General features: G+C 43.7%; 19 protein-coding genes and 2 tRNA genes. 10 read left to right on the forward strand and 11 right to left on the reverse strand.

Features of this window, described 5'->3' with window-relative positions:
- Positions 1-517: 517 nt before the first annotated feature.
- The 4 genes from IQP38_RS15165 to IQP38_RS15180 all read left to right on the forward strand — a co-directional run bounded on the left by IQP38_RS15165 (position 518) and on the right by IQP38_RS15180 (position 4,928).
- Entirely contained in the window at positions 518-2,149 is a 1,632-nt protein-coding gene (locus IQP38_RS15165) for a methyl-accepting chemotaxis protein (RefSeq protein WP_017633648.1), read from the forward strand.
- A 201-nt stretch (positions 2,150-2,350) separates the two neighbouring features.
- A complete protein-coding gene (alr, locus tag IQP38_RS15170; RefSeq protein WP_017633647.1) occupies positions 2,351-3,580 on the forward strand; it encodes an alanine racemase in 1,230 nt (409 codons plus the stop codon).
- A 311-nt stretch (positions 3,581-3,891) separates the two neighbouring features.
- Entirely contained in the window at positions 3,892-4,623 is a 732-nt protein-coding gene (locus IQP38_RS15175) for an AzlC family ABC transporter permease (protein WP_005375986.1), read from the forward strand.
- Entirely contained in the window at positions 4,620-4,928 is a 309-nt protein-coding gene (locus IQP38_RS15180; protein WP_017633646.1) for an AzlD family protein, read from the forward strand. The genes IQP38_RS15175 and IQP38_RS15180 overlap by 4 nt, the downstream gene beginning before the upstream one ends.
- 140 nt (positions 4,929-5,068) lie before the next feature.
- Here the strand turns inward: IQP38_RS15180 and dld are convergent, their stop codons facing one another.
- The 6 genes from dld to IQP38_RS15210 all read right to left on the reverse strand — a co-directional run bounded on the left by dld (position 5,069) and on the right by IQP38_RS15210 (position 11,817).
- The gene (gene dld, locus IQP38_RS15185; protein WP_005375984.1) at positions 5,069-6,775 is read right to left on the reverse strand and encodes a D-lactate dehydrogenase; all 1,707 of its coding nucleotides are present in this window, start codon (positions 6,773-6,775) and stop codon (positions 5,069-5,071) included.
- 382 nt (positions 6,776-7,157) lie between these two features.
- Positions 7,158-8,060 (reverse strand): LysR family transcriptional regulator, encoded by a 903-nt coding sequence (locus tag IQP38_RS15190; protein ID WP_017633645.1) that lies wholly within the window; start codon positions 8,058-8,060, stop codon positions 7,158-7,160.
- Between the two features lie 239 nt (positions 8,061-8,299).
- Positions 8,300-8,375, reverse strand: a tRNA-Gly gene (locus IQP38_RS15195).
- A gap of 36 nt (positions 8,376-8,411) precedes the next feature.
- Positions 8,412-8,485, reverse strand: a tRNA-Cys gene (locus IQP38_RS15200).
- Between the two features lie 206 nt (positions 8,486-8,691).
- Positions 8,692-10,146, reverse strand: coding sequence for an ATPase RavA stimulator ViaA (viaA, locus tag IQP38_RS15205; protein WP_017820201.1), 1,455 nt, complete (start codon positions 10,144-10,146; stop codon positions 8,692-8,694).
- Between the two features lie 9 nt (positions 10,147-10,155).
- The gene (locus tag IQP38_RS15210) at positions 10,156-11,817 is read right to left on the reverse strand and encodes an ATPase RavA domain-containing protein (protein ID WP_065275339.1); all 1,662 of its coding nucleotides are present in this window, start codon (positions 11,815-11,817) and stop codon (positions 10,156-10,158) included.
- 269 nt (positions 11,818-12,086) lie between these two features.
- Between IQP38_RS15210 and IQP38_RS15215 the strand changes: the two genes are divergently transcribed.
- The 5 genes from IQP38_RS15215 to IQP38_RS15235 all read left to right on the forward strand — a co-directional run bounded on the left by IQP38_RS15215 (position 12,087) and on the right by IQP38_RS15235 (position 16,879).
- The gene (locus tag IQP38_RS15215) at positions 12,087-12,602 is read left to right on the forward strand and encodes an NUDIX hydrolase (RefSeq protein ID WP_017820203.1); all 516 of its coding nucleotides are present in this window, start codon (positions 12,087-12,089) and stop codon (positions 12,600-12,602) included.
- Positions 12,603-12,624: 22 nt separating this feature from the next.
- A complete protein-coding gene (gene ltaE, locus IQP38_RS15220) occupies positions 12,625-13,629 on the forward strand; it encodes a low-specificity L-threonine aldolase (protein WP_042520986.1) in 1,005 nt (334 codons plus the stop codon).
- Between the two features lie 78 nt (positions 13,630-13,707).
- Positions 13,708-14,028 (forward strand): c-type cytochrome, encoded by a 321-nt coding sequence (locus IQP38_RS15225; protein ID WP_193837708.1) that lies wholly within the window; start codon positions 13,708-13,710, stop codon positions 14,026-14,028.
- Positions 14,029-14,240: 212 nt separating this feature from the next.
- Complete coding sequence (gene yfcC / locus IQP38_RS15230; RefSeq protein ID WP_193837709.1) at positions 14,241-15,773, forward strand: putative basic amino acid antiporter YfcC; 1,533 nt, start codon at positions 14,241-14,243, stop codon at positions 15,771-15,773.
- Between the two features lie 110 nt (positions 15,774-15,883).
- Positions 15,884-16,879, forward strand: coding sequence for a succinylglutamate desuccinylase/aspartoacylase family protein (locus IQP38_RS15235; RefSeq protein WP_053307725.1), 996 nt, complete (start codon positions 15,884-15,886; stop codon positions 16,877-16,879).
- A 207-nt stretch (positions 16,880-17,086) separates the two neighbouring features.
- Here IQP38_RS15235 and IQP38_RS15240 read toward each other — a convergent pair whose 3' ends face one another.
- Positions 17,087-17,620, reverse strand: coding sequence for a lipocalin family protein (locus IQP38_RS15240; protein WP_193837710.1), 534 nt, complete (start codon positions 17,618-17,620; stop codon positions 17,087-17,089).
- A 307-nt stretch (positions 17,621-17,927) separates the two neighbouring features.
- Between IQP38_RS15240 and IQP38_RS15245 the strand changes: the two genes are divergently transcribed.
- On the forward strand, positions 17,928-18,308 hold the full coding sequence (locus tag IQP38_RS15245; protein WP_193837711.1) for a cystatin domain-containing protein: 381 nt from the start codon (positions 17,928-17,930) through the stop codon (positions 18,306-18,308).
- Between the two features lie 58 nt (positions 18,309-18,366).
- On the opposite strand, the gene IQP38_RS15250 is transcribed toward IQP38_RS15245, so the two are convergent.
- The 4 genes from IQP38_RS15250 to IQP38_RS15265 all read right to left on the reverse strand — a co-directional run bounded on the left by IQP38_RS15250 (position 18,367) and on the right by IQP38_RS15265 (position 24,058).
- The gene (locus IQP38_RS15250; protein ID WP_193837712.1) at positions 18,367-21,423 is read right to left on the reverse strand and encodes an AAA family ATPase; all 3,057 of its coding nucleotides are present in this window, start codon (positions 21,421-21,423) and stop codon (positions 18,367-18,369) included.
- A 9-nt stretch (positions 21,424-21,432) separates the two neighbouring features.
- Positions 21,433-22,566 (reverse strand): exonuclease SbcCD subunit D, encoded by a 1,134-nt coding sequence (locus IQP38_RS15255; protein WP_193837713.1) that lies wholly within the window; start codon positions 22,564-22,566, stop codon positions 21,433-21,435.
- Between the two features lie 361 nt (positions 22,567-22,927).
- Complete coding sequence (locus IQP38_RS15260) at positions 22,928-23,767, reverse strand: NAD/NADP transhydrogenase subunit beta (RefSeq protein ID WP_193837714.1); 840 nt, start codon at positions 23,765-23,767, stop codon at positions 22,928-22,930.
- A complete protein-coding gene (locus IQP38_RS15265) occupies positions 23,768-24,058 on the reverse strand; it encodes a PAAR domain-containing protein (protein WP_017633637.1) in 291 nt (96 codons plus the stop codon).
- Positions 24,059-24,064 lie beyond the last annotated feature (6 nt).

Below are 24,064 nucleotides of genomic sequence, written 5' to 3' on the forward strand. Positions count from 1 at the left end.
GTCTCAGCGACCTTTGCCGTGAGAACGAGGCGTACTTTAACGGATTAATTTATCTGGTCAACAATAAATTTTATCTTTTTGATTTAAGTGCTTAAAAAGCGATCTGCCTAGTATATTTGGCATTCAATTAGACCAATAAGCACCCGTTCCCTTTCATTAGCTATAAAGTCATACGCATACTAGTGCCCGAAACTGCTTCGAGGTAAACACGCGACTATCAGCTATGAACGCTGATCTTTTCACCGCTGTAACATCTGTAACAATTTGATTCCCTACTCTTGGCACGACTGCGTACAGAACATCATATTTTGTTACCGATAACTTTATATCGAATGTGGTCGTACCTTTATAAAATCATTGACTTTTTTTATTTTCAAACAAAGCTCAATTCATTATCGAAAATATCAATAAATAATGGTACGTTACACGAGTTGCAGTAATTTAATGGACATATATCACATATAAGGATGTGGTTTACTTTGGCGACACAACATAAGAAAAACAAGGTATATCACTAATGTCTATCAAGAATCTTTCTATAGCGAAAAAGATATCGCTATCGTTTTTACTCATTGCCATCGTCAACATTGCATTTGGTGTGTTTTTATCTACAGAGCTCAAAAGCATCAAATCTGAGCTTTTAAACTATACCGATGATACGCTTCCTGCAATGGAAAGGGTCGATTCGATTCGAGATCACTTGTCTCGCTGGCGCCGAGCTCAATTTGCTGCGTACACTTATGAAGACGCAGACCAAGTCAAAACTAAAATTTCTAACAATATTAGAGAACGCGAAAAGATCACTAGAGAGCTCAACGCTTACGGTGAAACTATCTGGCCTGGCGAAGAGCAGCAAACTTACCAGCGTCTTATGCGTCAATGGAAAAAGTACTTGGTTACTATGGACCAGTACAATGAAGCGATGCTAGCTAACGACAAAACCAAGGCCCACCCTATTTTGGCGAACTCCTTGTCTGCTTTCGAAGCGGTTGACTCAGAGTTAGGCGAACTAATCCGTCTCCTTAAAGAAGCTATGGACAGCAACAAAACTCATATCCTGTCCTCTGTAAATGGATTGAGTAATTCTTCAATAGCAAGTAACGTGATTATTCTACTGATCATGGTAGGCATGACATACGTGCTGACTCGCCTAATTTGTGGCCCACTTAAACTTGTTGTTGAGCAAGCAAATGCCATCGCAACAGGTGATCTATCAAGTGACATTGACCGTAAAGCAATCGGCAATGATGAGCTTGGTGAACTGGCAGACGCGACCACTAAGATGCAAGATGACTTACGCCAAGTTATCGATAACGTGATTGCTGCAGTTACTCAGTTAAGCAGCGCTGTCGAAGAGATGAATCAAATCTCCGATATTTCTGCGTCTGGTATGAAAGATCAACAGCTGCAAATTACGCACATCGCAACAGCAATGACAGAAATGAAAGCGGCCGTAGCCGATGTTGCTCGTAACACTGAAGACTCAGCGAACCAAGCTAACGAAGCAAACCGCCGCACACAACACGGTGTTCGTGAAACCCAAGGTATGGTTGACGCGATTCAAGAAGTTTCAAACGTAATTGGCGCTGCAGGCGATACCGTAGCAGAGCTTGAACAGCAATCGAATAAAATTAACGTGATCGTGGATGTTATCCGCGACATCGCCGATCAAACCAACCTACTTGCACTTAATGCAGCCATTGAAGCGGCGCGTGCTGGTGAGTCTGGTCGTGGCTTTGCCGTCGTTGCAGACGAAGTTCGAACTCTTGCCGGCCGTACGCAAGATTCAACGAGTGAAATCACTTCGATCATTGAGCAGCTACAATCACTTGCAAAAGACGCAAAATCAGCCACTGAACTTTCTAGAACCAGTATCTCAGAATGTGCAGAACAAGGCATTCAATCAAAACAGCTGATGAGCGACATTGAGCATTCGATTTCGGACATCTCAGACATGGGTACCCAAATCGCCACGGCTTGTAACCAGCAAGACTCTGTTGCGGAAGAGCTTAACCGCAGCATTGAAAACATACATTTGGCATCTCAAGAGGTCTCGCAAGGTTCGGAGCAAACCGCACAGGCGTGCCGCGAACTAAGCCAGCTATCCATTTCTCTTAAAGATGTAATGAGCCGCTTTAAACTAAGTTAAACTCAGTGGATACCTTAGTAGATATCAAATCAATCCCGATTTGCTTAAATTGAATGTCATCACTGAGGTATATTTAGGTATATATTAAATCACTATCTTAACAAACGCTCCAAAGCACCACTTGGAGCGTTTTACTTCGTCAGGTACTTTCCCCAAGTACTCAATAACATAACCAATACAAAAAACGCGTACGGAGACTTTATGCGCTTAAATAAAACCTTACTATCACTGACTATCGCTGCTGCAATCGCGGTTCCTGTAATGCAAGCTACTGCTGCTCCTCTTCAAATTAGCAATACAGCAGCAAAAGCAGAGCAAGTTCAAGGTGCTAACGCTTGGCTAGAAATAAACTTAGGTCAGTTCCGCGATAATATTGAGCAGTTTAAATCGCACATGGATGGCAAAACGAAAATTTGTGCCGTGATGAAAGCCGACGCATACGGCAATGGTATCGCAGGCTTGATGCCGACTATTATCGAACAACAAATTCCTTGTGTTGCCGTTGCAAGTAACGCCGAAGCACAAACTGTTCGCGACAGTGGCTTTAAAGGCCAACTTATGCGTGTACGCTCAGCGGATATTGGCGAGATTGAAGCCGCAATCGACCTAAATGTCGAAGAGTTGATAGGCACAGCAGAGCAAGCTAAAGCACTGTCTAAACTAGCCGAGAAAGCTGGTAAAGAAATCAAAGTTCACCTTGCTCTGAACGACGGTGGTATGGGACGTAATGGTGTTGATATGACGACAGAAGCGGGCAAGAAAGAAGCGCTAGAAATCGCTCAACAAGCTGGCGTTAATATTGTTGGTATCATGACTCATTTCCCTAACTACAATGCAGACGACGTGCGCCGAAAGTTAGCTTCATTCAAAGACAGTTCTGCATGGCTGATTAAAGAAGCGAATCTAAAACGCGACAACATTTTACTGCACGTAGCAAACTCTTACACCGCGCTTAATGTTCCTGAAGCGCAGCTTGATATGGTTCGTCCTGGTGGCGTTTTATACGGAGACCTACCGACTAACCCTGAGTACCCTTCTATCGTGTCTTTCAAAACACGCGTGGCATCCGTTCACCACCTGCCAAAAAATAGCACAGTCGGTTACGACAGCAGCTACACAACAAGCAAAGAAAGCTTAATGGCGAACATTCCTGTTGGTTACTCTGATGGCTATCCACGAAAAATGGGGAATACAGCAGAAGTTCTGATCAATGGCCAACGTGCAAAAGTTGCGGGCGTTGCTTCAATGAACACCACAATGGTAGATGTGACAGGTATCAAAGATGTTGAGCCTGGTTCTGAAGTTGTTTTGTTTGGCTCCCAACAAGGCAAAACGATTTCAGCTGCTGAGATGGAAAAACACGCAGAAGTCATCTTCCCTGAACTATACACGGTTTGGGGAAGCGCGAACCCTCGTGTCTACGTAAAATAAACCTATTCAGTTATTCGTAACAGAGCGAAAAAGCGAGCCTCGTGCTCGCTTTCTTTCTTATTTACTAATCTATACTAGCTCGTGATGTTATCAATTAAACAGAGCTTACTATTTCTGTTGTTTTATTCTCCTTTAGCACTACCAAGCGCGACTCTCTACACTCTGTTTCTTAAAGCCGCTTGGATGGCTCAATTTTATATAGCACTTAGAGTTTGAAAGCCCCTCCAATTGATGTTAAACATGAAGTTTACAAAAGAATAACAAACACACTCGTATGGCACTGCACCTTTGCCTGCTAGCTAGGTATCTCTATGACAGAAAATACTCAACATCTTCAACGCTCCTCCACTGAGTTGCACGAATTTAATCGGCTTGACGTCTGGAACGGCTTCACCCAACTTTTACCCCTCTCTATGTTCGTGGTCATATTTGGCCTCGCTTTCGGTGTTGCTGCGGTACAGACTGGACTAGATGTATTTCCCACTATGTTGATGAGCACACTGGTCTTCGCCGGTGCTTCACAATTTGCCACGTTAGAAATGTGGGGAGCGGAAGTCCCTTTCATTCCAGTACTTATTACTGTATTTGCGATTAATGCTCGTCACCTCTTGATGGGAGCCACACTTTATCCATGGTTACGACAACTCCCACCAACAAAACGTTACGGTGTAATGCTGGTAGCATCAGACGCTAACTGGGCAATGGCACTCAATGCATTTGGTAGAAAAGAACCAGGCTTTGGCTTGCTTGTTGGTGGCGGCTTAGCGATGTGGTCTTTTTGGATTGTGGGCACCTGGATCGGCATTTATTTTGGTAGCGCAATCAAAGATCCGGTGGGCCTCGGGCTCGATATGGTTATGGGATGCTTCCTGCTGTCTATGGTGGTGGCCGGGCCGAAAGACTTAAGAATCTTTGCGATTTGGGCCATAGCAGCAGCCTCTTCTATGTTGGCGTATTGGTATTTGCCAGAGAATAGCCACGTAGTGGTTGGCGCCATTACTGGCGGAGTATTGGGTGCTTGTTGGAAGGAGAAGAAAGCATGAACATCGAAACAACCATAGGTGGCACAGTGCTTATCATCATCGCTATGGCGTTAGTCACGCTCATAACCCGCTGGGGCGGAGTGTATGTTATGTCATTCATTCCAATTAGCGAACGGGTTCAACGTTTCATTACTGCGATGTCAGGCTCCGTACTGGTTGCCCTTTTAGCTCCGCTAGCAGTAGAGGGTGATAATGGTGCTAGAGCAGCACTGTTTTCTACTGCTGTTGTCATGTTCATCGTGAAAAAGCCTCTACCAGCAATTGCAGCAGGCATCATCGCCGCCGCCGCGGTACGTGCTCTTTAGTCGCTGTTTCAACGCCGATACCAGTCATCAATAAAAGACCCAAAACACAAAGCCCTGATGTCACAAGTGTCATCAGGGCTTATCTTATGCTCATCATTTGAACGATGAACAACGATTATTAATCATAGTGAGACAGCACATTACGCACAGCAGTTACAATTGCGCTTATATTTGTCCATTTTACCAATACCAGGGTTAAAGGTATTGGTTGGGTCTAATTCGTGGTAAAACTTCTGCAACGAGTTTTCGGCTTCATACAAGTGACCCACATTATGTTCTGCTGGGTATTTGGCACCACGGCTATTGAGGTGCTCTAGCATCAGCTTTTTCATCAACTTCGTGTCAGTCCCTTTTTTGAAAATGTAATCTTGATGGAAGACGTAACACATAAAGTGACCATAATAGAGCGCTTGAACAAGGTTCTTACTCACCTCTTCAGGCAAAGTTTCTAGCCACTCTTCATCATTGCGTCGCAATGCGATATCAAGTGCAACGATGTCTTCTACGTCTTTTCGATGAATCGTCTCGTACCGAATTGCTGCACCAGCGGCTGCAAAGCGATGTAAATAAGCTTTTTTACCTTCTTCCGGCGTACACTCGAAGAAATCACAGTCGTCTTCAACAGCCCAAACTTCTTTGAGGTATTTTTGTGCTTCAGCAATACCACCATCACTCATTTTCAATACCAGGTGATGCTCATACTTGTCACGGAAATCCAGCATTCGCTCTGGTAAATGTTGTGGGAACAACTTGCTCGCGTAGTACAAAATGGTGTCTGGCAGATATTTACTGACAAACGGGATGCGCTCTAAGAAGTTTTCTACCTTAGCTTTAAGTGCGAACATTTTTGGCAGCTTATCTGTGCCTAACAAGTCGATGGATAAGAACACATCCTTGCCGTACTTCTCTGCCATGTTGAAGATATCTCGATGCAAGTATTCTCCCATCTCAGGCAAGTTATCAAACGTAGATAAGAAGTCTTTTCGCAACTTCGTTAGTTTCGCAGGGTCATTGGTGCCAAGGTAAAAAACCTGCTCTTTTTCGGGTACTGGGTAGCTGTCAACCCGAACGGCAAAAACCCCCAACTTACCAGCGCAGCCACTGGCTTCAAATAATCGGCGTTCATCGGCATTAAAGCGAGAAGGAATGTCAGAAGTCACGTCTCGAACACGTTCATCGTATTCTTTGTCTGATGCCATTCGCTCATCATGAATGATCTTCGCTGGGTCAAAGTTCCCTTCTTGCAGGTTTGTTAGAATTTCTTCTGGCGTTTCACCTAACCCTTCAATACCAAGGTGGTTCACCAAATGTAACTGGCCTTGCTTATCGACCTGCGCGTAGAGCGCCAGTTCCGTATAAGCAGGACCACGCTTAACTAGCGCACCGCCTGAGTTATTGGCGATACCACCGACCACAGTGGCACCTAGCGATGAAGAGCCGATGATAGAATGCGGTGCTCGGTTCACTGCCTTCAACTCTTTCTCCAATGAGTGCAAACTTGCACCAGGCAAGCAAACCGCCTGCTTACCACCATCTAATAAGTGAATCTTCTTGATTTTGGTAATATTGATCACAACCACATCGCGATCATAATCATTACCACTCGGAGCTGAGCCCTCTGTTAAACCTGTTTTAGCCGCCTGCATGATAATGATGCAGTTTGCTTCAACACACTGTTTAATAATCTTCCATTGTTCTAGAAGAGTGTTAGGAAACACGATAGCAAGCGCATTACCACTACCCGAACGAAACCCCGAGCGGTAATATTTCGTTTTAACCTCGTCGGTTAGAACATTTTCTTCCCCCACGATGGTTTTAAATTCTTCAATCAGCTGCTTTTGTTTCATATCCGTATCTCTAGTTATTGTACTTCGCTCACAACACCGCTTAGCGGCAGGCATGGCGTTTGAGCCACTATAAGCAGTCCATTTCTCTGCGTCTATGTCAGGCGGACGAACAATACGTAATCAATAAACAACAAACAAAATAATTCTTTATTTTTCTGTTACTTATCTTTCACATTTGAGAAATTTAACGTAAGAAACAGACCGTTTCTTAAAAGAAACAATAGCAAAACCATTTGTTAACAGTTGTGCGGGGTATCTTGTTATCAATATTAGTGAAGAAAACGAGGAGAAGCGTAAGCTCCTAAATTTAAGAGGACTCTTAGAAATGAAGATGGAAACATAAGCTCAACACCAACATAACGATCGGTGTTGAGTTATTGGCTTAAAATCGATGGTTTTGACTTTGAAAGCTTGTGTATAGATGATCGATAAAGATCTTAATTTTTTCTGGTTGCTGACGAGTGTAAGGGTACACCGCATAAATACCCAAACATTTGGCTGTTTCGTCTTTAAATAACTGAATCAGACTGCCTTGCTTTAAGTCTTCATAAACCAATACACGCGGCACATAGATGATTCCCTGCCCTAACAGCGCCACATTTCTCAATACAGAAGAATTGTTAGTACAGAGGTTACCGTCGACGGTGATTTGATATACCTCGTCTCCATCTTTAAACGCCCACTCATGCGCTCCGGTTTCTTGGTAGGAATAGACTAAACAATTGTGTTTAGCCAAGGCTTGAGGTTGTTTAGGTATGCCATGTTTAGCTAGGTATTGGGGTGACGCGCAAATGATCCAATTTGCATCCACCAGCTTTCTTGCAATCAGACTAGAATCTGGCAACACACCCGTTCTAATTGCCAAATCAAAACGTTCATTCACGATATCGACGAAACGATTATCTAGATCCATATCGATATTGATGTCTGGGTATTTCTGATTAAATTCATTAATCACTTGAGGAAGAATTAATTCACCAGAGATAGTAGGCACCGAAATTTTAATGTTTCCAGATAAGTTTTTACCTAAACCCACAATGGATTCTTCCGCCGTTGCCACCGCTTGATAAACCGCTTTTGCATGAGTAAAAAACGCTCGTCCTGCTTCAGTCAACGTTAGCGTTCGCGTTGTTCGGTAGAGAAGCTGTACACCAAGCTCTTGTTCAAGCTTGGCAATCCGTTTACTGACGACCGATTTGGTCAGTGACATATGTCTCGCGGCAGCACTGAATGAACCTTGCTCGATCAAGTGATAAAAAATGATGTAATCGTCGGTATTTCTCATGCGTCTTCGTCAAATCCTTTGGAAGCCCGTATTGTAAACTGAAATTGGCTGAGGTGCGAAACATCGGGTCACACTTAATATCAGAAACTCGTGACAGAGATGGGGTTGCTAAGCTCACAGGTAATGAAAAAGAGATGGTGTGAATTTATCAGTCTTCAGATACAAAAAAACCAGCTTTCGCTGGTTTTAAGTTGATGCACTTGGCATCGAGATACCGCCATGGCCATATCTGAATAATTTGGAGCGACACACGAGGTTCGAACTCGTGACCTCAACCTTGGCAAGGTTGCGCTCTACCAACTGAGCTAGTGTCGCATTTATTCTCGAAAGCCATTCGCTATCAAAGAATAATGGAGGCGCCTCCCGGAGTCGAACCGAGGTCCACGGATTTGCAATCCGCTGCATAGCCACTCTGCCAAGGCGCCTTTTTTTATTACGCTTCAGGGCTCTACCCCGTTGCGTTGGTGGCTACTTTACGGATTGAGAGAAGATAGTCAAACAAAAATATTTCATTTTCTGTTCGTTTGATTTCTTTTAAGTCAATTCGACCAAAGTTCGATCTTATTGGCTTAAAACGAAGCAATATAAATCTAGCTTTCAGTTCGTTTTGTCCCATGAAACATTAAGGCGTTTAATAGTTGCTGACCCTTTTTAGCAATCTTCCCACAACATTAGGGTGATAAGACCAAGTGTGATCAAACATCGACATTAATGCAGGATTTCCGTATTTCGATAAGCTAATCGCGTGAAAACGGTTTTTCTTCGCCTTGAGCGCATCCACTTTGGCCAGTAACTCGTCTTGTTGTTTTGGCGCGATAAAGTCGGAAATGACTACCATGTCTGCGTTTTTATATTTATCACCGCTCATCAAGTCGATAGATTTAATCAAAGTTGGCTCTAAGTCTGTACCACCATGGAAGCTATAAGTTAGAAAGTCCGCCGCCTCGCGCAGACCATCTTGTTTGGTTAGTTCGTAGGTAATGTGTTCCGTAGAAAAAATAATGACATAGCAATCACGTTGCTCCGCTAGTGCGATTTGCATCAGAGCATAAGCCATGGCTTTGGCGCATTGCTCAGGAAAGCCACTCATGGAACCGGACGCGTCCACACAAACAATGAAGGGGCCTTTTTCGATATCTACCGCTTTATGGTCAGGTCGGTGAGCTTTAACTTTACGTAACGTGCGCGATTTGCCTTGTGTACGATAGTTCATGAGCCGTTTATCAACTAAGTGTTTATAGAACACAACTTCAAGTTCAGGATACGCCAAAAACATCGTTTCGTTGGGAAGTAGCTTATTTAGATCATCGCTTTCGTGAATACCGACAATATCATCCGTCGCCTCATCACTTTTCTCTTCGACCAATTGAAGTTCTTCAGTGGGCGCACGATTTAGTTCAGGATCATTTACTTGCCCCGCCATACGACCGAGTTGCTCCGCAATTTCTTGCAAGCCTTGGTGCTTCTTCAGAAACTCAGCATGGCGTTTCATCACCGTTAAGTCTGTTTTACTCAACTTGGCAGATGCCATATCCCACAGGCGCCCTACACTTTCAGCGTCACCCGACTCCGTGACTTTATCCATATTACGCATGGTTTCCATACGTTGATACAGGTCTTTCAGCACCTTTTCTTTATTGGCTTCAAGCTCGCTTACTTGCGCTTGTTTTATAGCATCGGTGAGGCTTTGGTACCATTGATCACAAAAGTAATGAGGGAACATAGGGTTATTCATCCCTTTGTTCTTTTCCATCATTCGGCGAGCTTGCATGTAAAACGCAGAGTGCCATTCCAGCTTTTTAATCACATCTTCGATGTTTTCAAAAAACGCCTCTTCATCCCAATGAATAACCTCTTGATATAAAGACAGCTCTTGTTGGAAACGCTCTGTCTCACATACCTTGGTGATCCGTTTTTTAACACTGCCTCGCCACTTTAACAAGTGACCTTTGACCGAAGATTTAACACCTCTGTTTTCTGCCATCATCATGACTTGTGAACGAGCCATCAAATCATTAACTGCGCTATCGATGATGCCGGAGTCGGCCACCATCAGCGCGAGGTTAAGTCCGTCTGCACCTAGCATGTCGTCTCCTTATGAGAAAAACTGATTTAAGTTTTTAAAGCGTTGGATAACTTTTTCACTTTCTGCTTGGATTGATTCAAGTCTCTGACTGACCTGTTGTAGACTCGACTCCATTAGGCGGGGTAGTTCAGGATCAACAAAGCTATGCGGAAGCGCATCATGAAAGTTCGCTTTCACCTTACGCATATGGTGTTCTGCCTCACTAAGCTGATTTACGGCTTTTTCGCTCTGCGTTAACCACTTTTGGTAGAGCTCTACATCCAAGCCCTCTTGAGTCACTAGGCTAACCAGAATGCCTCGGTTCGCGATATCACGGATAACTAGGTTATTCGCCGCGTCAACGTCAAATCGTAAACGGCACATGTTGGTGTTTTGATTGACGTAACCATACACATCACCGCTTCCCTCTTTAATGACTCGATCTAACTCATCTTTGGGTACATAAACCCAGCGGCTATCACCTTTTTCTGATTCTGAAACCGACATGTTGCTTTGCAAGACCACCAATTTAACTAAGTTAACGGCTGCGCCAACTTTGTACATCTTGGCTTTAGAGGTATCAAAGCGCATGGTTTCTTTGCGCAAAATACCCGTTGCCGCTTCAGACGTTAACGTCATGCGGTAGGCATCTTCAAGTTCATGTTGAACATCAACCAAAGACTCACGGCAGTACTCGATTTCCTGCTCCGCGTCTTGTTGATCAAATGCATGTTTTAAGGCGAACTCTTGAACCACTCCACGTACCACATCTCGCGATTCAGGACTGTTCCATAAACAATCTTGCAGCAGTAGAAGGTCAAGCGGATTGATTTCATCGCGACCATTAAAAAACGCGCTCGCTTTTAACAACTTCACGGCTTTCTTCCAGCGGCGGTCAGAGACATACATGTCGGTATTGGCCACATCACCAAACTGAGCTTCAACTTTGCTTTCTAACATCGTTTTAAGCTGGAAAAGCTTTTCGAATGCATTGTCGGTTAGCGTCAATTTGTCGAGCTGTTGTTGCCATTGATGATATTCTTCATCAGTTATCGCTAGGCCTTCTGGTACTTGTGCCTCTTGCGATGTGCCCACAGTCAACATCGACTTAAAGTTTTGTTTATTCTGAATTCGATTCACAAACACACGCACCAACATGCGGTCGTAGAGGGCATCCAATCCACTATCTTCATCGGGTAATTCATTGGAAGCCGATACCAACAGGCGCATTGGCACACGCTCGATATCGCTGCCATTTTTGAATGTTTTCTCATTAACCACTGTCAGCAATGTGTTAAGAATTGCAGGCCCCGCCTTCCAGATTTCATCCAAAAATACGACTTGTGCAGTTGGCAAATACCCTTTAGTTAAGCGAACATAACGGCCGTTGTCTTTTAGCTCTTGGATACTCAGTGGCCCAAACACCTCTTCAGGGGTTGAGAAGCGCGTCATCAGGTATTCGAAGTAACTGCTGTTATCGAACGCTTGGATGAGTCGTTTGGCAATTAAGCTTTTTGCAATACCAGGGGGGCCTAAAAGAAAAACACTTTCACCAGCAAGTGCAGCAAGAAGGCAGAGCTTGATCGTATGTTCACGCTCATAAACGCCATCCGTTAACGCTTTCGCCAATTTATTGATGCGTTCTGAGAGAAGCGCTTTTTCGGCATTTGAGGCAAATAAGGTTTGTGTCATACGTTCTCCGGCTACTGAAGTGGTATTGCGTTAACATTTTTATACACTTGTTATAACTTTGTTACAAATGTATTTTGTCGAATTCCCCTTATAGCAGATGCTTTTCCCCATCTTGACGAAGCAATCAAAGTTTCCATTTATGAGACATTGCTCACTTAAAGTGCAAACGCTTTCGTCGTGTTGCAGTATTTTTTGCTTTTGTTTCCCACCATTTGTGGTTAATGTCGAAAAACGTCAAAAATGCGGTAACAGCTAGGGTTCATAACTGCATGAGCAAGATAATTCATAAATGGAAGCAAATTTCTCTGATTGAAGAAGACGTTATGCTTCCTACAGGACAGGCAATTACGCACACCACAATCCATCATCCGGGCGCTGCAGTGATTCTCCCTATTACAGCGGAGGGTGAAATTGTCCTTGTCCACCAATTTCGGCCTTCACTTAATAAATGGCTATTGGAACTTCCTGCTGGTACCAGGGAAGGCAACGAAGAGCCACTCTGCTGCGCCAAAAGAGAGTTAGAGGAAGAAACTGGGTTTAGTGCAGAGAAATTCACGTCTCTCGGCCAAGTCACCCCTCTTGCCGGATTTTGTGATGAGATACAGTATCTATTTGTTGCCGAAAAGCTCAACAAAACAAACCGTTACGAGTGCGATGAAGACGAAGTGATTGAGGTCGTCACCTTGTCAATCAAGCAACTCGAAGAAAAGATTGTCGATGGCACGATCACCGATGCCAAAACGATCGCTTGCTTAAGCAAAGCGCGCCTTTGCGGATATATTTAGGACTTTGACCAAGGAGACATTCATGGATTTTCGATCAGATACCGTTACACAGCCCACCCAAGCCATGCGAGAAGCCATGTTTAAGGCCCCCGTTGGGGATGATGTTTATGGTGATGACCCTACGGTCAATGAGCTTGAAAAATTTGCTGCGCAGCTTGCTGGTTTCGAAGCAGCTTTGTTTACCACTTCAGGCACTCAAGCCAATCTGCTCGGTTTAATGGCGCATTGCGAGCGGGGAGATGAATATCTATGTGGGCAACAAGCACATAACTACAAATACGAAGCTGGTGGCGCGGCGGTTTTGGGATCAATTCAACCTCAACCAGTCGAAAATAACCCAGATGGCACGCTACCATTTGATAAACTGGCTGCTGCGATTAAACCAGATGATTGTCACTTTGCTCGCACTAAGCTTCTCAGCTTAGAAAACACAATTAATGGTAAAGTACTACCTCTGTCTTACTTAGCAGAAGCACGTGACTTCGTGAATAAACATAACTTGCAGATGCATCTAGATGGCGCTCGCGTTTTTAACGCAGCCGTTGCACTTGATGTTCCGGTAAAAGAGATCGGTCAGTACTTTGATTCAATGACGATCTGTCTGTCGAAAGGTCTGGCTGCCCCTGTTGGCTCGCTACTGCTTGGTAGCAAAGACTACATCGCAAAAGCACGTCGCTTAAGAAAGATGGTCGGCGGTGGTATGCGTCAAGCGGGTATTCTTGCCGCAGCAGGCAAACTTGCCCTTACCGAACAAGTGGAACAGCTAAAACAAGATCACATCAACGCAAAAACCTTAGCGGAAGGTTTAGCAGAACTGCCTGGTTTTTCAGTCAACCCTGAATTTGTTCAAACGAACATCGTGTTCGCGAAGCTTGCTCCTCAAGTGGACATAGTAAGTATCGCTGCGAAACTAAAGGAACAAAACATCACGATAACCCCTGGAAATCCAATTCGTTTTGTAACTCATAAAGATATTTCAGCGAAAGACATCGACACTTTCTTATCAAGTATAAAATCTCTACTTTAATTTGATTTTGATCATTGAGCTTCCCCTAAGGGGAAGCTTTATTGTATCGGCATGATTTTTAGCGAATAGATAACCTCCATGCTCAGATTTGTACTTCTAATCTCTTTTATTTTCTCTTCCGCTATCCATGCCGGGCCGTTTGGTGATGCTGATAAAGGTAAAATCAAATCACCTAGCTGTGTCTATTGTCACGGTGTTACAGGCATCGCAACGAACAACACCTATCCAAGCCTTGCTGGTCAAAATGCTCAGTACCTTTACAATGCAATGAAATCTTATCAAGCCGGTGAGCGTAAAGGGCCACTTGCAGAAATGATGGCAGCACAGTTAAAAATGTTAAATGATGAAGACCTTCGTGATGTCGCTGCTTTTTATGCAGAACAGACAGAAATCAAGTGATTAGATCACCTGTAGATGTACTATGAAAGCTCGTGAATCATCCAAACTCAACGCATATTGAAACATTAACCCAACATTCGACCACAAAACAATCAAATTAACTTCACTTCAAATATTTGATGAATTTATAGTTCAACATAAGCATTAATATTGACTTTTTATTCTATTTTATCGATATTTCATGCTTTATTGAATTTGACGTGAAGTAAGTTATGTCTCACACACATGCGCAACCAGCAGACTCGGTTGCTACCCCTAAGTCGTGGCAGATGCCAGATACCCTCATTTTGATCTTCATTGTTGGTATTCTTGCTGCGATTCTTACCTACTTAATTCCTGCTGGTCATTTTGATAGCCAACAGGTGACCTACATGGTAGACGGTGCAGAAAAAACTCGCACAGTTATCGATCCTTCTTCTTTCTCTTATGCAACCGACGAAAACGGTGAACTGGTTTACAACAAGGTTGGCCTGTTTGCTTCTGGTGGTGGCATTGGTCTGATGAACTTCCCTTTCGAAGGGCTAGTTTCTGGCTCTAAATGGGGCAGCGCAATCGGCGTGATTATGTTCATGTTGGTTATCGGCGGTGCTTTCGGCGTTGTAATGCGCACAGGCACAATCGATAACGGTATCCTGCGCCTTATCGATAAGACCAAAGGTAACGAAGCGCTATTCATTCCAGTGCTATTTTTGCTGTTCTCGCTAGGCGGTGCGGTATTTGGTATGGGTGAAGAAGCCGTAGCGTTTGCGATTATTATCGCGCCGCTTATGGTTCGCCTTGGTTATGATGGTATCACTACGGTAATGGTTACCTATGTTGCGACTCAAATTGGCTTTGCTACTTCTTGGATGAACCCTTTCTCCGTCGCTATTGCGCAAGGCATTGCGGGAGTACCTGTTTTATCCGGCATGACAGTGCGCATGGGGTTATGGGCTGGCTTTACGTTAATCGGTATCGCCTTCACCATGATCTACGCCGCTCGCGTGAAGTCAAATCCTAAACTTTCTTACAGCCATCGCACAGACCAGTATTTCCGTCAGCAAGAGCTTGGCAATCAAGATTCTCGTTGGAACCTAGGTGACACACTCGTTATCTTTACAGTTATTGCGACCACGGTGTGGGTCGTTTGGGGCGTAGTCGCTAACGCATGGTACATCCCAGAAATCGCGTCTCAATTTTTCACTATGGGCTTTGTTGTCGCGATCATCGGTACGATTTTTCGCCTGAACGGTATGACGCTAAACTGCGCAGCTGATGCATTTAAAGAAGGTGCAGCTATTATGCTTGCACCTGCCCTATTAGTGGGTTATGCAAAAGGTGTATTGTTGATCCTTGGTGGTGGTACAACTGATGAAGCGAGTGTACTGAATTCAATTCTAAACAGTGCTGGCGGCGTGATTAGCGGGCTTCCTGACGTGGCTGCGGCATGGTTAATGTATGTATTCCAATCTATCTTCAACTTCTTCGTCACTTCGGGCTCTGGACAAGCGGCACTAACGATGCCTCTACTGGCCCCTCTGGCAGACATTGCAGGAGTTACGCGCCAAGTGGCAGTTTTGTCATTCCAACTTGGCGATGGCTTTACTAACGTTATCGTCCCTACTTCGGCATCTCTCATGGCAACGCTTGGTGTCTGCCGTATCGACTGGGGTGACTGGGCAAAATTCTGCTGGCGATTTATTCTATTACTCTTTACCCTATCAAGTATCGTCGTTATCGCAGCTCATATTATGGGTTTTGCGTAAAACGAAGCCAATTGGTAATTAAGGCGAGACATGTTCTCGCCTTATTAATATTCATGGTATGACGACGCTAAGGTTTTAGATTAGCTTATGGTTTTGGAGTGGTAACTTTAATGACAACACAATTTCTCGATGACGTGATTCAAGGTCATCAAGTGATTCAATCTCTCAATGTAGCAGACCTAAATTCGGGCGAGCATAAGTTTTGGTTTCGCATCGCAACGAATGCTCTCTCTCAGTGGCAACACCTACCTATGCTAGTGTTCAAAGGTGAAAAACCTGGCAAGAAGATCATGATTACCGCAGGGGTTCATGGTGATGAGTACAATGGTGTGTTAGCAGCGCAGAAAACTGCTCGAGAGCTCATCGGCACTGAAGTCGCTGGTACTGTCACTATTGTTCCAACCATTAACATGCCTGGTATGCTAAACCACAGCCGCGATTTCTATTCCGCAGACCCTGATGCGTCTCCTGCAAACTTAAACCGCTTTTTTCCTGGTGACCAAAACGGCAATGAGGCCCAACGTTACTTATATGCATTGTGGAATGATTTGCTCAAGCCAAATGCTGATTTAGCCATTGACCTTCACACTCAAACCAGTGGTGCGGCCTATCCACTTTACGTGTTTGCAGATTTCCGAATCGAGCAATCATTAGAAATGGCTCGCCTCATTAATCCTGATGCGATTTTAAATGATCCTGGAGATGCTGGCGTCCTTGAAACGGTCTGGAATAACCATGGTGTCCCAAGTATTACTGTTGAAGTAGGTATGGGGCGATATACCGAGCAAGAACTTATCAGTCGAACTGTAACAGGCATTTTTAATGTGCTGAAAGAGCATAACATTGTTGAAGGTGATGTGGACACTATTACGTCATGCTTGGAAGGAAACGAAATCATCAGTGTCAAAGCGACACACGGCGGCTTTGTACTGCCTCATGTTAGTTTGATGGACTTTGTCGAGCAAGGTCAACTTCTTGCGATTCAATACGACAGCTTTGGCGCTGAGATTAAACGCTACACCGCCCCAACAAGCGGCACAGTACTTAGCCACAATGTTGAATCTATTCGAGCACCAGGCTCCCTGATCGTTCGTTTGATTAAGTAAACCATAACCGTTTGTTGATAGATCAACCTTTCGACGCTCACTCAAATTTATATAAGCTCCATCACGAGTAATCACAAATGATGGGGCTATATCCATTTTGACCACATTAAGTTACGCGGTAACAAATTACTGTTAAGCGAAATGACAAACTGAGCTCTTAATTAGGAAGCTTCCCCTCTGTCCGCTTTTTCAGCCACGCTGATGAACTTAAAGCTGCCGTTGTTTCTCTTGTTCAACAAAAATGAGCTCGTCGATAGCGAAACCTTTCTCATTAGCTACGTACTTAAAGCGCTCCACTACTTTCTCATCAACGTTAGGCGTTCTAGACAATAGCCACAAGTAGTCGTGGTTGTAACCTGAGACAAACGCATAGTCATAGTTTTCACCTAGCTCAAACACAATGTAAGAAGAATATATTGGCCCAAAAAAGGAAACCTTTAAGTGTCCCACCGTTTTATCTTCAACAAAATAAGCTTTGCCTTCAGCTGCTGACCACTGTCGCTCTTCTTCGGAATATCCACGGTTTATCACCTTAACCCCACCATCCTCACGAACCTGATACTCAGCGGTAACGTTGGATAAGCCTCGCTCAAATGAATGGTCTAGGCGTGCAATCTCATACCACTTACCTAGATATGGCTCTAAATCGAAATTATTCACGGGTTCCACCCCATCCGGCTTCGAGGTACAGCCAAATAAAGTTGCAAGTGACAAAAGTAAAAATATTTTTATCGATTTCATACAACACCTAAATTTTAATTAGTGATTGATTTTACTCTAGAAGATAACAAGTCGATCACTAAGCCGCACCATCGCCCTCATAGGTACACATCACAATTCTTCATCATCAATAGCGCGCTGAACACCGAAACCTCGTCATCTCAGCAAATCGATAACAAGATTGCTCTATTTTTGACTTACAAGCTGACCATGCTTGTACATTTTGTCAGCATTTAACCCTATGCATATAGAAACTTTGCACAACATAGACATTCGTAGGCATATCACCCTCCTATAATACGTTGCGTTATAGACAGAGGTTATTGTTATGAAATTAAAAACGGTGTCAGTTTGTACACTTTTGGTTTTACTTGCAGGTTGTCAGCAGGAAAAGCCGAGCGAAACGACACAATTAACGACCTCGGCAGATGTATGTAATGCACAAGGAAACATGCCAGGTGGGTGGAATGAGTTTTACGCGACCCCTGATGCACAAAAGGCAATGGCCTTTGTTTTAAAGAAAATGGACACAATAGCGTCGTTTAAACAAATACTGAATGTTCACGCGCAAATCGTTAGCGGCGTCAACTATGCTATTGAGTTTGAATTGGATGATGGCTCTGTTTGGAACACGATTGTTTATCGCAACCTCGATGGCGAATATGCGATTACCCAATCGCCAAAAGAAGGCCACTTTTGCGAACAGTAGCGACTTAGTCAGAAAGCCCCAACATTAGGGGCTTTTTGATCTAACAGTAGTCACTGAATTAGACAGCGAAGCGACATTGAGATTTAATCGACACCGTTGAACCAAGTCTTGATGGTTCTACATCAATCCTCTGCGCCATTTGTTCTTTCAACTCAGAAACGTGAGAAATAACACCGATCATGCGCCCAGTCTGTTGCAGGTCCACTAGCGTTTGAATAGCAAGATCTAAAGACTCTGGGTCTAAACTACCGAAGCCCTCATCAATAAATAAAGTGTCTAAACGGATACCGCCACTATAGGATTGCACAACATCCGACAAACCAAGTGCCAGAGCAAGCGCTGCCATAAATGATTCACCGCCGGAAAGTGTCGCAACATCACGCGTTTTTCCTGTGTAGCCATCTTCAACCATTAAATCTAAGCCGCGACCCGCAGCGCCTTTGAAGCCCTCTGTTTTTCGAGCAAGAATATAGCGCCCTTTACTCATAAGGCTTAAGCGTTGAGAGGCCTGAATCAGCACATCATCCAACAGTACACCAAGAACAAAGCGATGTAGGCTAACCCTGCTGCCTGTTTTACCACTAGCAACGTCGTACAACGTACCAAAGACTTTGTATTCTTCTTCTAACTTACTATTTTTCTCATGCAACACGGCAATATCTTTACGAACCTTTTCAAGGCGTTCAAATATTGAGCGTGTGGTATCAAGTTGATTCCTTACTTCAATATATTGCGTCTGCAGAGTGGTTAACCTGTCGTTAAACGACTCTAAATTAGGCCTTTCAAGATCTTTCAATGCATGATTTAAATCATGTAGTGTTTGCTCAAGCTTGGTTTGTGCCTGTTTGAAGCTGTCTATTTCTTGCTGCCAGGCTTGAAGTTCATCATCTCCCACTCGACTACTTAGATAATGGCTTTCATCCTCAAATTTACTCGCCTGTAGTGCCTCATTCCACGCTAATTCTGCTTGGCTAAGTTTTTGCTCTGACTCAGATAACCACTGCTTGTTCGTCGCTAAGTGACTTTCCGCATTTGATTTCTCCAATATCGCTTGCTGCAAAGCGTTTTGCGCCTTTTCTAAGCCTGTGTTCAAACTCAGAATTTGCTCGTTTGTCAGCAAAATTTCACGTTCAAGCAAGTCAGCGGAACTGTATTTTGGGTCAATAGAAGCTTGTAATTGAGCCAATTGTTCTTGGTTCGCTTTAACGGTTGATTCATTTGCCGCCATTTTATTCTGCAGCTCATGAATTTTATTTTCACCCACGACGCAGCGTTGATTAAGCTGTTCAACGTTCCTTTCTAGTTTTTCAATATCAATAGCTTGTAGACGTAGGAGTTGAGCATTAAGCGCTTGCAAATCATTTTGAACCGTCGAGATCTCAGATGTAGCATACTCACCCAACTCCTCTTTCAACTGGTTATACTGATTCTGATACTGACTAATGACAACGTTATGTTGTTCTAGCTGATTGCTTAGTTGGTTCAACAAGGTTTGAGCTTCTCGCTCTTTCGCTCTAGCCGCCTGAACTTGCTCTTTTGTAACGGCTTCTTCAACAAACGTTGTGGGGTTAGGATGCGTTTCGCTACCACACACCGGGCATGCTTCACCTGCTTTTAGTCGCTGCGCTAATACTGCTGCTTGAGCGTTGTGCCACTTAAGCTCTATCGTATCAGCGTCTTGTTGATACTGCATATAGCGCTGACTGGCTTCGTTTAGTGACTGCTGCTTACCTACAGTTAGCGCATTGAGTTTAGAGAGCTCTAAAGTAAGATCATGCAGCTTTTGTAGATCCTGTAGCAGCCGTTGTTTTTGTTTTATTTCCGCATCGATGCTGCCAATAAGCGCAACATCAACTCGTGCTTTCTCTAGCTCCTTCTGTCCCTGCTGGGCCTGTAACGTTAACTTATCTTTTAGTTCTATGTACTGTTTTAACGTTGCTTCAAATTGTTGTTTTTGTTGATAACCCGCCGTTATTTTACTTTCCAAATTGTCTTTCTCGACCAACTTGTTTTTCATACTTTCAAGCTGATACTGCAGTTGCGTTAACTGCGGGACCTTTGCCGCGGCCTCTTTTGCACTTTGCTGCAAGTTTTCTTGTTCTCTCGCAACGACATGAGCTTTTTCGAGACTCTCTTTCAAAGCTACGATTTTTTGCCTAAGCTCTTGCGTTTGAGCTTTTGCATTTTGTAATGAGATGTAGGGCAACTCTATCTTATTGGCATTTTTAGCGTTTTCTAATTGCTGTTGACGAGCTTTTATCGAATCTGAGTGTTCTAGATGCAGCTTGAGTGCGCTTTCTGCTTGCTCTCGTTTCGAAAACTCTCCATTCAAGGTTTCCGCTTTTTGCAATTCAGATTTAGCAGTATTGAGCTTATCTAACGCTGCTTGCTCATTCTTTTTATTAGACTCTAATTGCTTAGTTACTTGTTCCAGTTGTTGTAATAGCTCTTGTTCAGAACTCGCTTCTGCAACTTGTAAAGCACCTCGAATTTGATTATCAAATTCGCCTTTCGCTTTACTAATTGCACTCGCTTTATCTTTGAGCGCGTACTCAATTTTTTTATATATGTCAGTTTGAAAGAGCTGGCCAAAAATTTCTTCACGCTCTTTAGAGCTAGCAAGCAACAGTTCTCGGAATTTTCCTTGAGGCAACACCATAACTTGACGAAATTGAGTTTCATTCAAGCCAATAATATTGCTAACTTCAGTTTTAACCTGAGTCGTCTTGCTGGTGATAAGCGTTTCAGTCTCACCGAGTTCATAAAGAGCCGCAGTGTGCTTTTTAATCGTCATCCCTTCACCACGGGCCTTGGGCGCTTCCTGCTCAGGGGATCGAACAACTCGGTATTGTTTGCCGTGTAACGAAAATTCGAGAACTACTTCGGTTGGTAAATCTTGCGCGGATAAGTCACACCGCATCTGAATACCTTGTCGCTCATTACCTGTGGTTTCACCATAAAGGGCGAAGCAAATGGCATCTAAGATCGACGTTTTACCGGAACCTGTAGGACCATTAATCAAAAATAGAGGGTTACTGCCAAGCTTCTCAAAATCAATGATTTCAGTTTTTGCAAACGGACCAAAGGCTTGCATGGTTAGTTTAATTGGTTTCATCTTTGGTCCCTATTGCTGTGATAATTGCTTAATAATGTCAGTAACAGCTTGCTCTTGCTCTTTAGACAACTGGCTATCTTGCGCCTCAATAAAAAAATCTCGGAACATATCAATTTCGCTTCGCGCCAACTTTGCTTGCGCCATTTCCTGCTCTACCCCAATTAACATGCCAGGTTTCTCAAGGTGTAAAACGTTTGGATAGACTGAACGAAGTTTTTCCATTGGGTTTAAAATCGCATGTTTATCCATCAAGCGAACTAACAAATAATCTTCATTCTTAGGGTCTGTTTTGCCTTGCTCAATAACTTTATCCAGCTCGCCCTCTACAATGCGCATTTCATGAGGAGCCGTAAGATCAATATGCTCTGCAGAAACAAATCCTTTCTTGTCCAGTTCAACTAACGTGAAACCTTTTCTCTGGTTCTGTTCACCAAAGCTATACTTCATGAGAGAGCCAGAGTAACGGATATTCTCTGCGCCTTTCTTTTGAGGCTGATGCAAATGACCAAGTGCGACGTAGTCAAAATCTAAGAAGTGTTCATGACTCACGCGATCAGAACCACCAATAGATAATGGTCGTTCAGAGTCTGACTCGATAGCCCCATCAACAAAACAGTGACTCACGAGCACGCGCTTTTGCTTAGAGATAAAGCGCTCTTTAATTTGCTCAACAAGCAATTGATGAGCCTCATCATGAGTGGATACCGAGGCTTTGTAGGCAAACCTGACCTGTTCAGGGTCGTTATAAGGCATACCATAAAACGCGACCTCGTCCGCAGAGTCCGTTTTTATGATGATGGGAGTGAGCATCTCTTCAAAGTTGCTAACAATATGGAGACCTGCATTTTTCATTTGCTCTGAGCCGAAACCTAACCTTTCTGCACCATCATGGTTGCCAGATATCAATATCATTGGTGTTTCTAACTCGGTACAAATGCGTTTCACGACTCGATTTAACAGTTCTATTGCAACCGTTGGTGGCACCGAACGGTCATAGATATCTCCCGCCACTACAACTGCATCGACGGGGTTGCGTTCAATATAGTTAATCAGTTGTTCGAGTACTGCTTGTTGATCTTCGAGTAGTGATACGTTGTGGAATTGTCGACCAAGATGCCAATCTGAGGTGTGGATAAACTTCATTCGAATTCACTTTCCGCCAATTCTATGAGTAGGCTTGCTTCTGTCAGAGTCCATGTACCGTTTATAAAAAGGAATGCGTCACGGGTGGGATCTCGAACAAGCCAAAACTCAAGTTATTTTATTTCGGTAAGGATATCTTGAGTCGAACAGCTTTTCATGTGGTTTGTGTTCTATGGCTGGCTATTTAATCAGAAAGCGAGAAGAACACTGTAAAAACGCGGTGAGCAAAGCTATTTTGAAAAGCAAGCTGCGCCTAGTCATTGTCCAAACATCATTAAAGGGCCAGTTTCGAGTCAATCCCCCATAACATTTGCATCACTAAAACCTCAGCTACTACTAGAAGGAAAAGCAATAGCCAGACCTATTCACTACGCCAATTGTATATTACTCCTACCGCATAGCCATCTGACTCGATGTCCGCTTGCAACACGTGAAAGTCTGGGCAGGGGCTGCTTCTTTGAAGCTCATCAATCACTAACGCTTTTAAAACGCCGCCACATGCACCCAATCCGCCAAGTTTGATATCAACAAATTGATACTGAGTTTGATCGGTCACCCACGGAGACAAGAATTGCATTGAGTTTAACCATTGCGGTTCTTCCTTATTAACGGATAAATACAATTGACTGAGTGGATGTTCACAACTTACTCCTAATTGCTTAAACACCTTGTCCACGGCGATGCGTTGTTGTTTGGCATCTAAATCAATTCGAACAACATCAGGCACAAGACCTGAATGTCGAAAAAAACACTTGGTTAAAATGATAGAGCTTTGAGGTTTGACATGCCCTTCTACATCACTCGTAACCTCTATAGCCAGTATCCAAGTCGCTTGCGTTTCATTAACTTCACGATTTATCCGATTTAGTGCCATCAAAAATGCAGCTTGGCCATAAGGATAAAAGTAAATTTCAGTATTGACAGTTTGGTCAACGAAAATAGAAAGCTCGCTTATCAATGCTTTAAGCAAACTTTTGTCCACCGAAGATGGTAAAAGAACACAGAGATTCTCCTTGATATCAGCTTGCTCAAGACTCTCGCGCTCAGAGCGCACGAGGCTTAATATATGCTCATCTATTGATTGAGCAAAGTCAGGGGGTCGGATTTCCTCGGACAATCTAAAAGAATCATCAGCTATCTCGCGAACGGTGTGTGAACGGCCATTAAAGGATAGAAGATGCGTTTGAAATGCGAGTGGCATCTAGCCTCCGATTAAAACCGTAGGCATACCAGATAGAATTTTGCCACCATGAGACGTTGAATCGCCGACTCTCGCGGCTGGTTTACCGTTGATTGTTACGCTAGAAGAACCTGCTGAGATACTATCCGGAGGACCGATACAAATAAGCTTGTCGCCTTGTCTTGCCGCAGGTATCCCGCCAATCGTTACGTTTGCTGAACCAACAACGACGGGACCACCGACATGCGGTATCTTTCCTGTTTTTTTAGGGCAAAGATGAAAGCTGCCCAAAATTGCGGCTGGTTTACCCACTTTAAA

The sequence above is a fragment of the Vibrio sp. OPT41 genome (assembly GCF_015163595.1).
GTDB classification, from domain to species: domain Bacteria; phylum Pseudomonadota; class Gammaproteobacteria; order Enterobacterales; family Vibrionaceae; genus Vibrio; species Vibrio alginolyticus.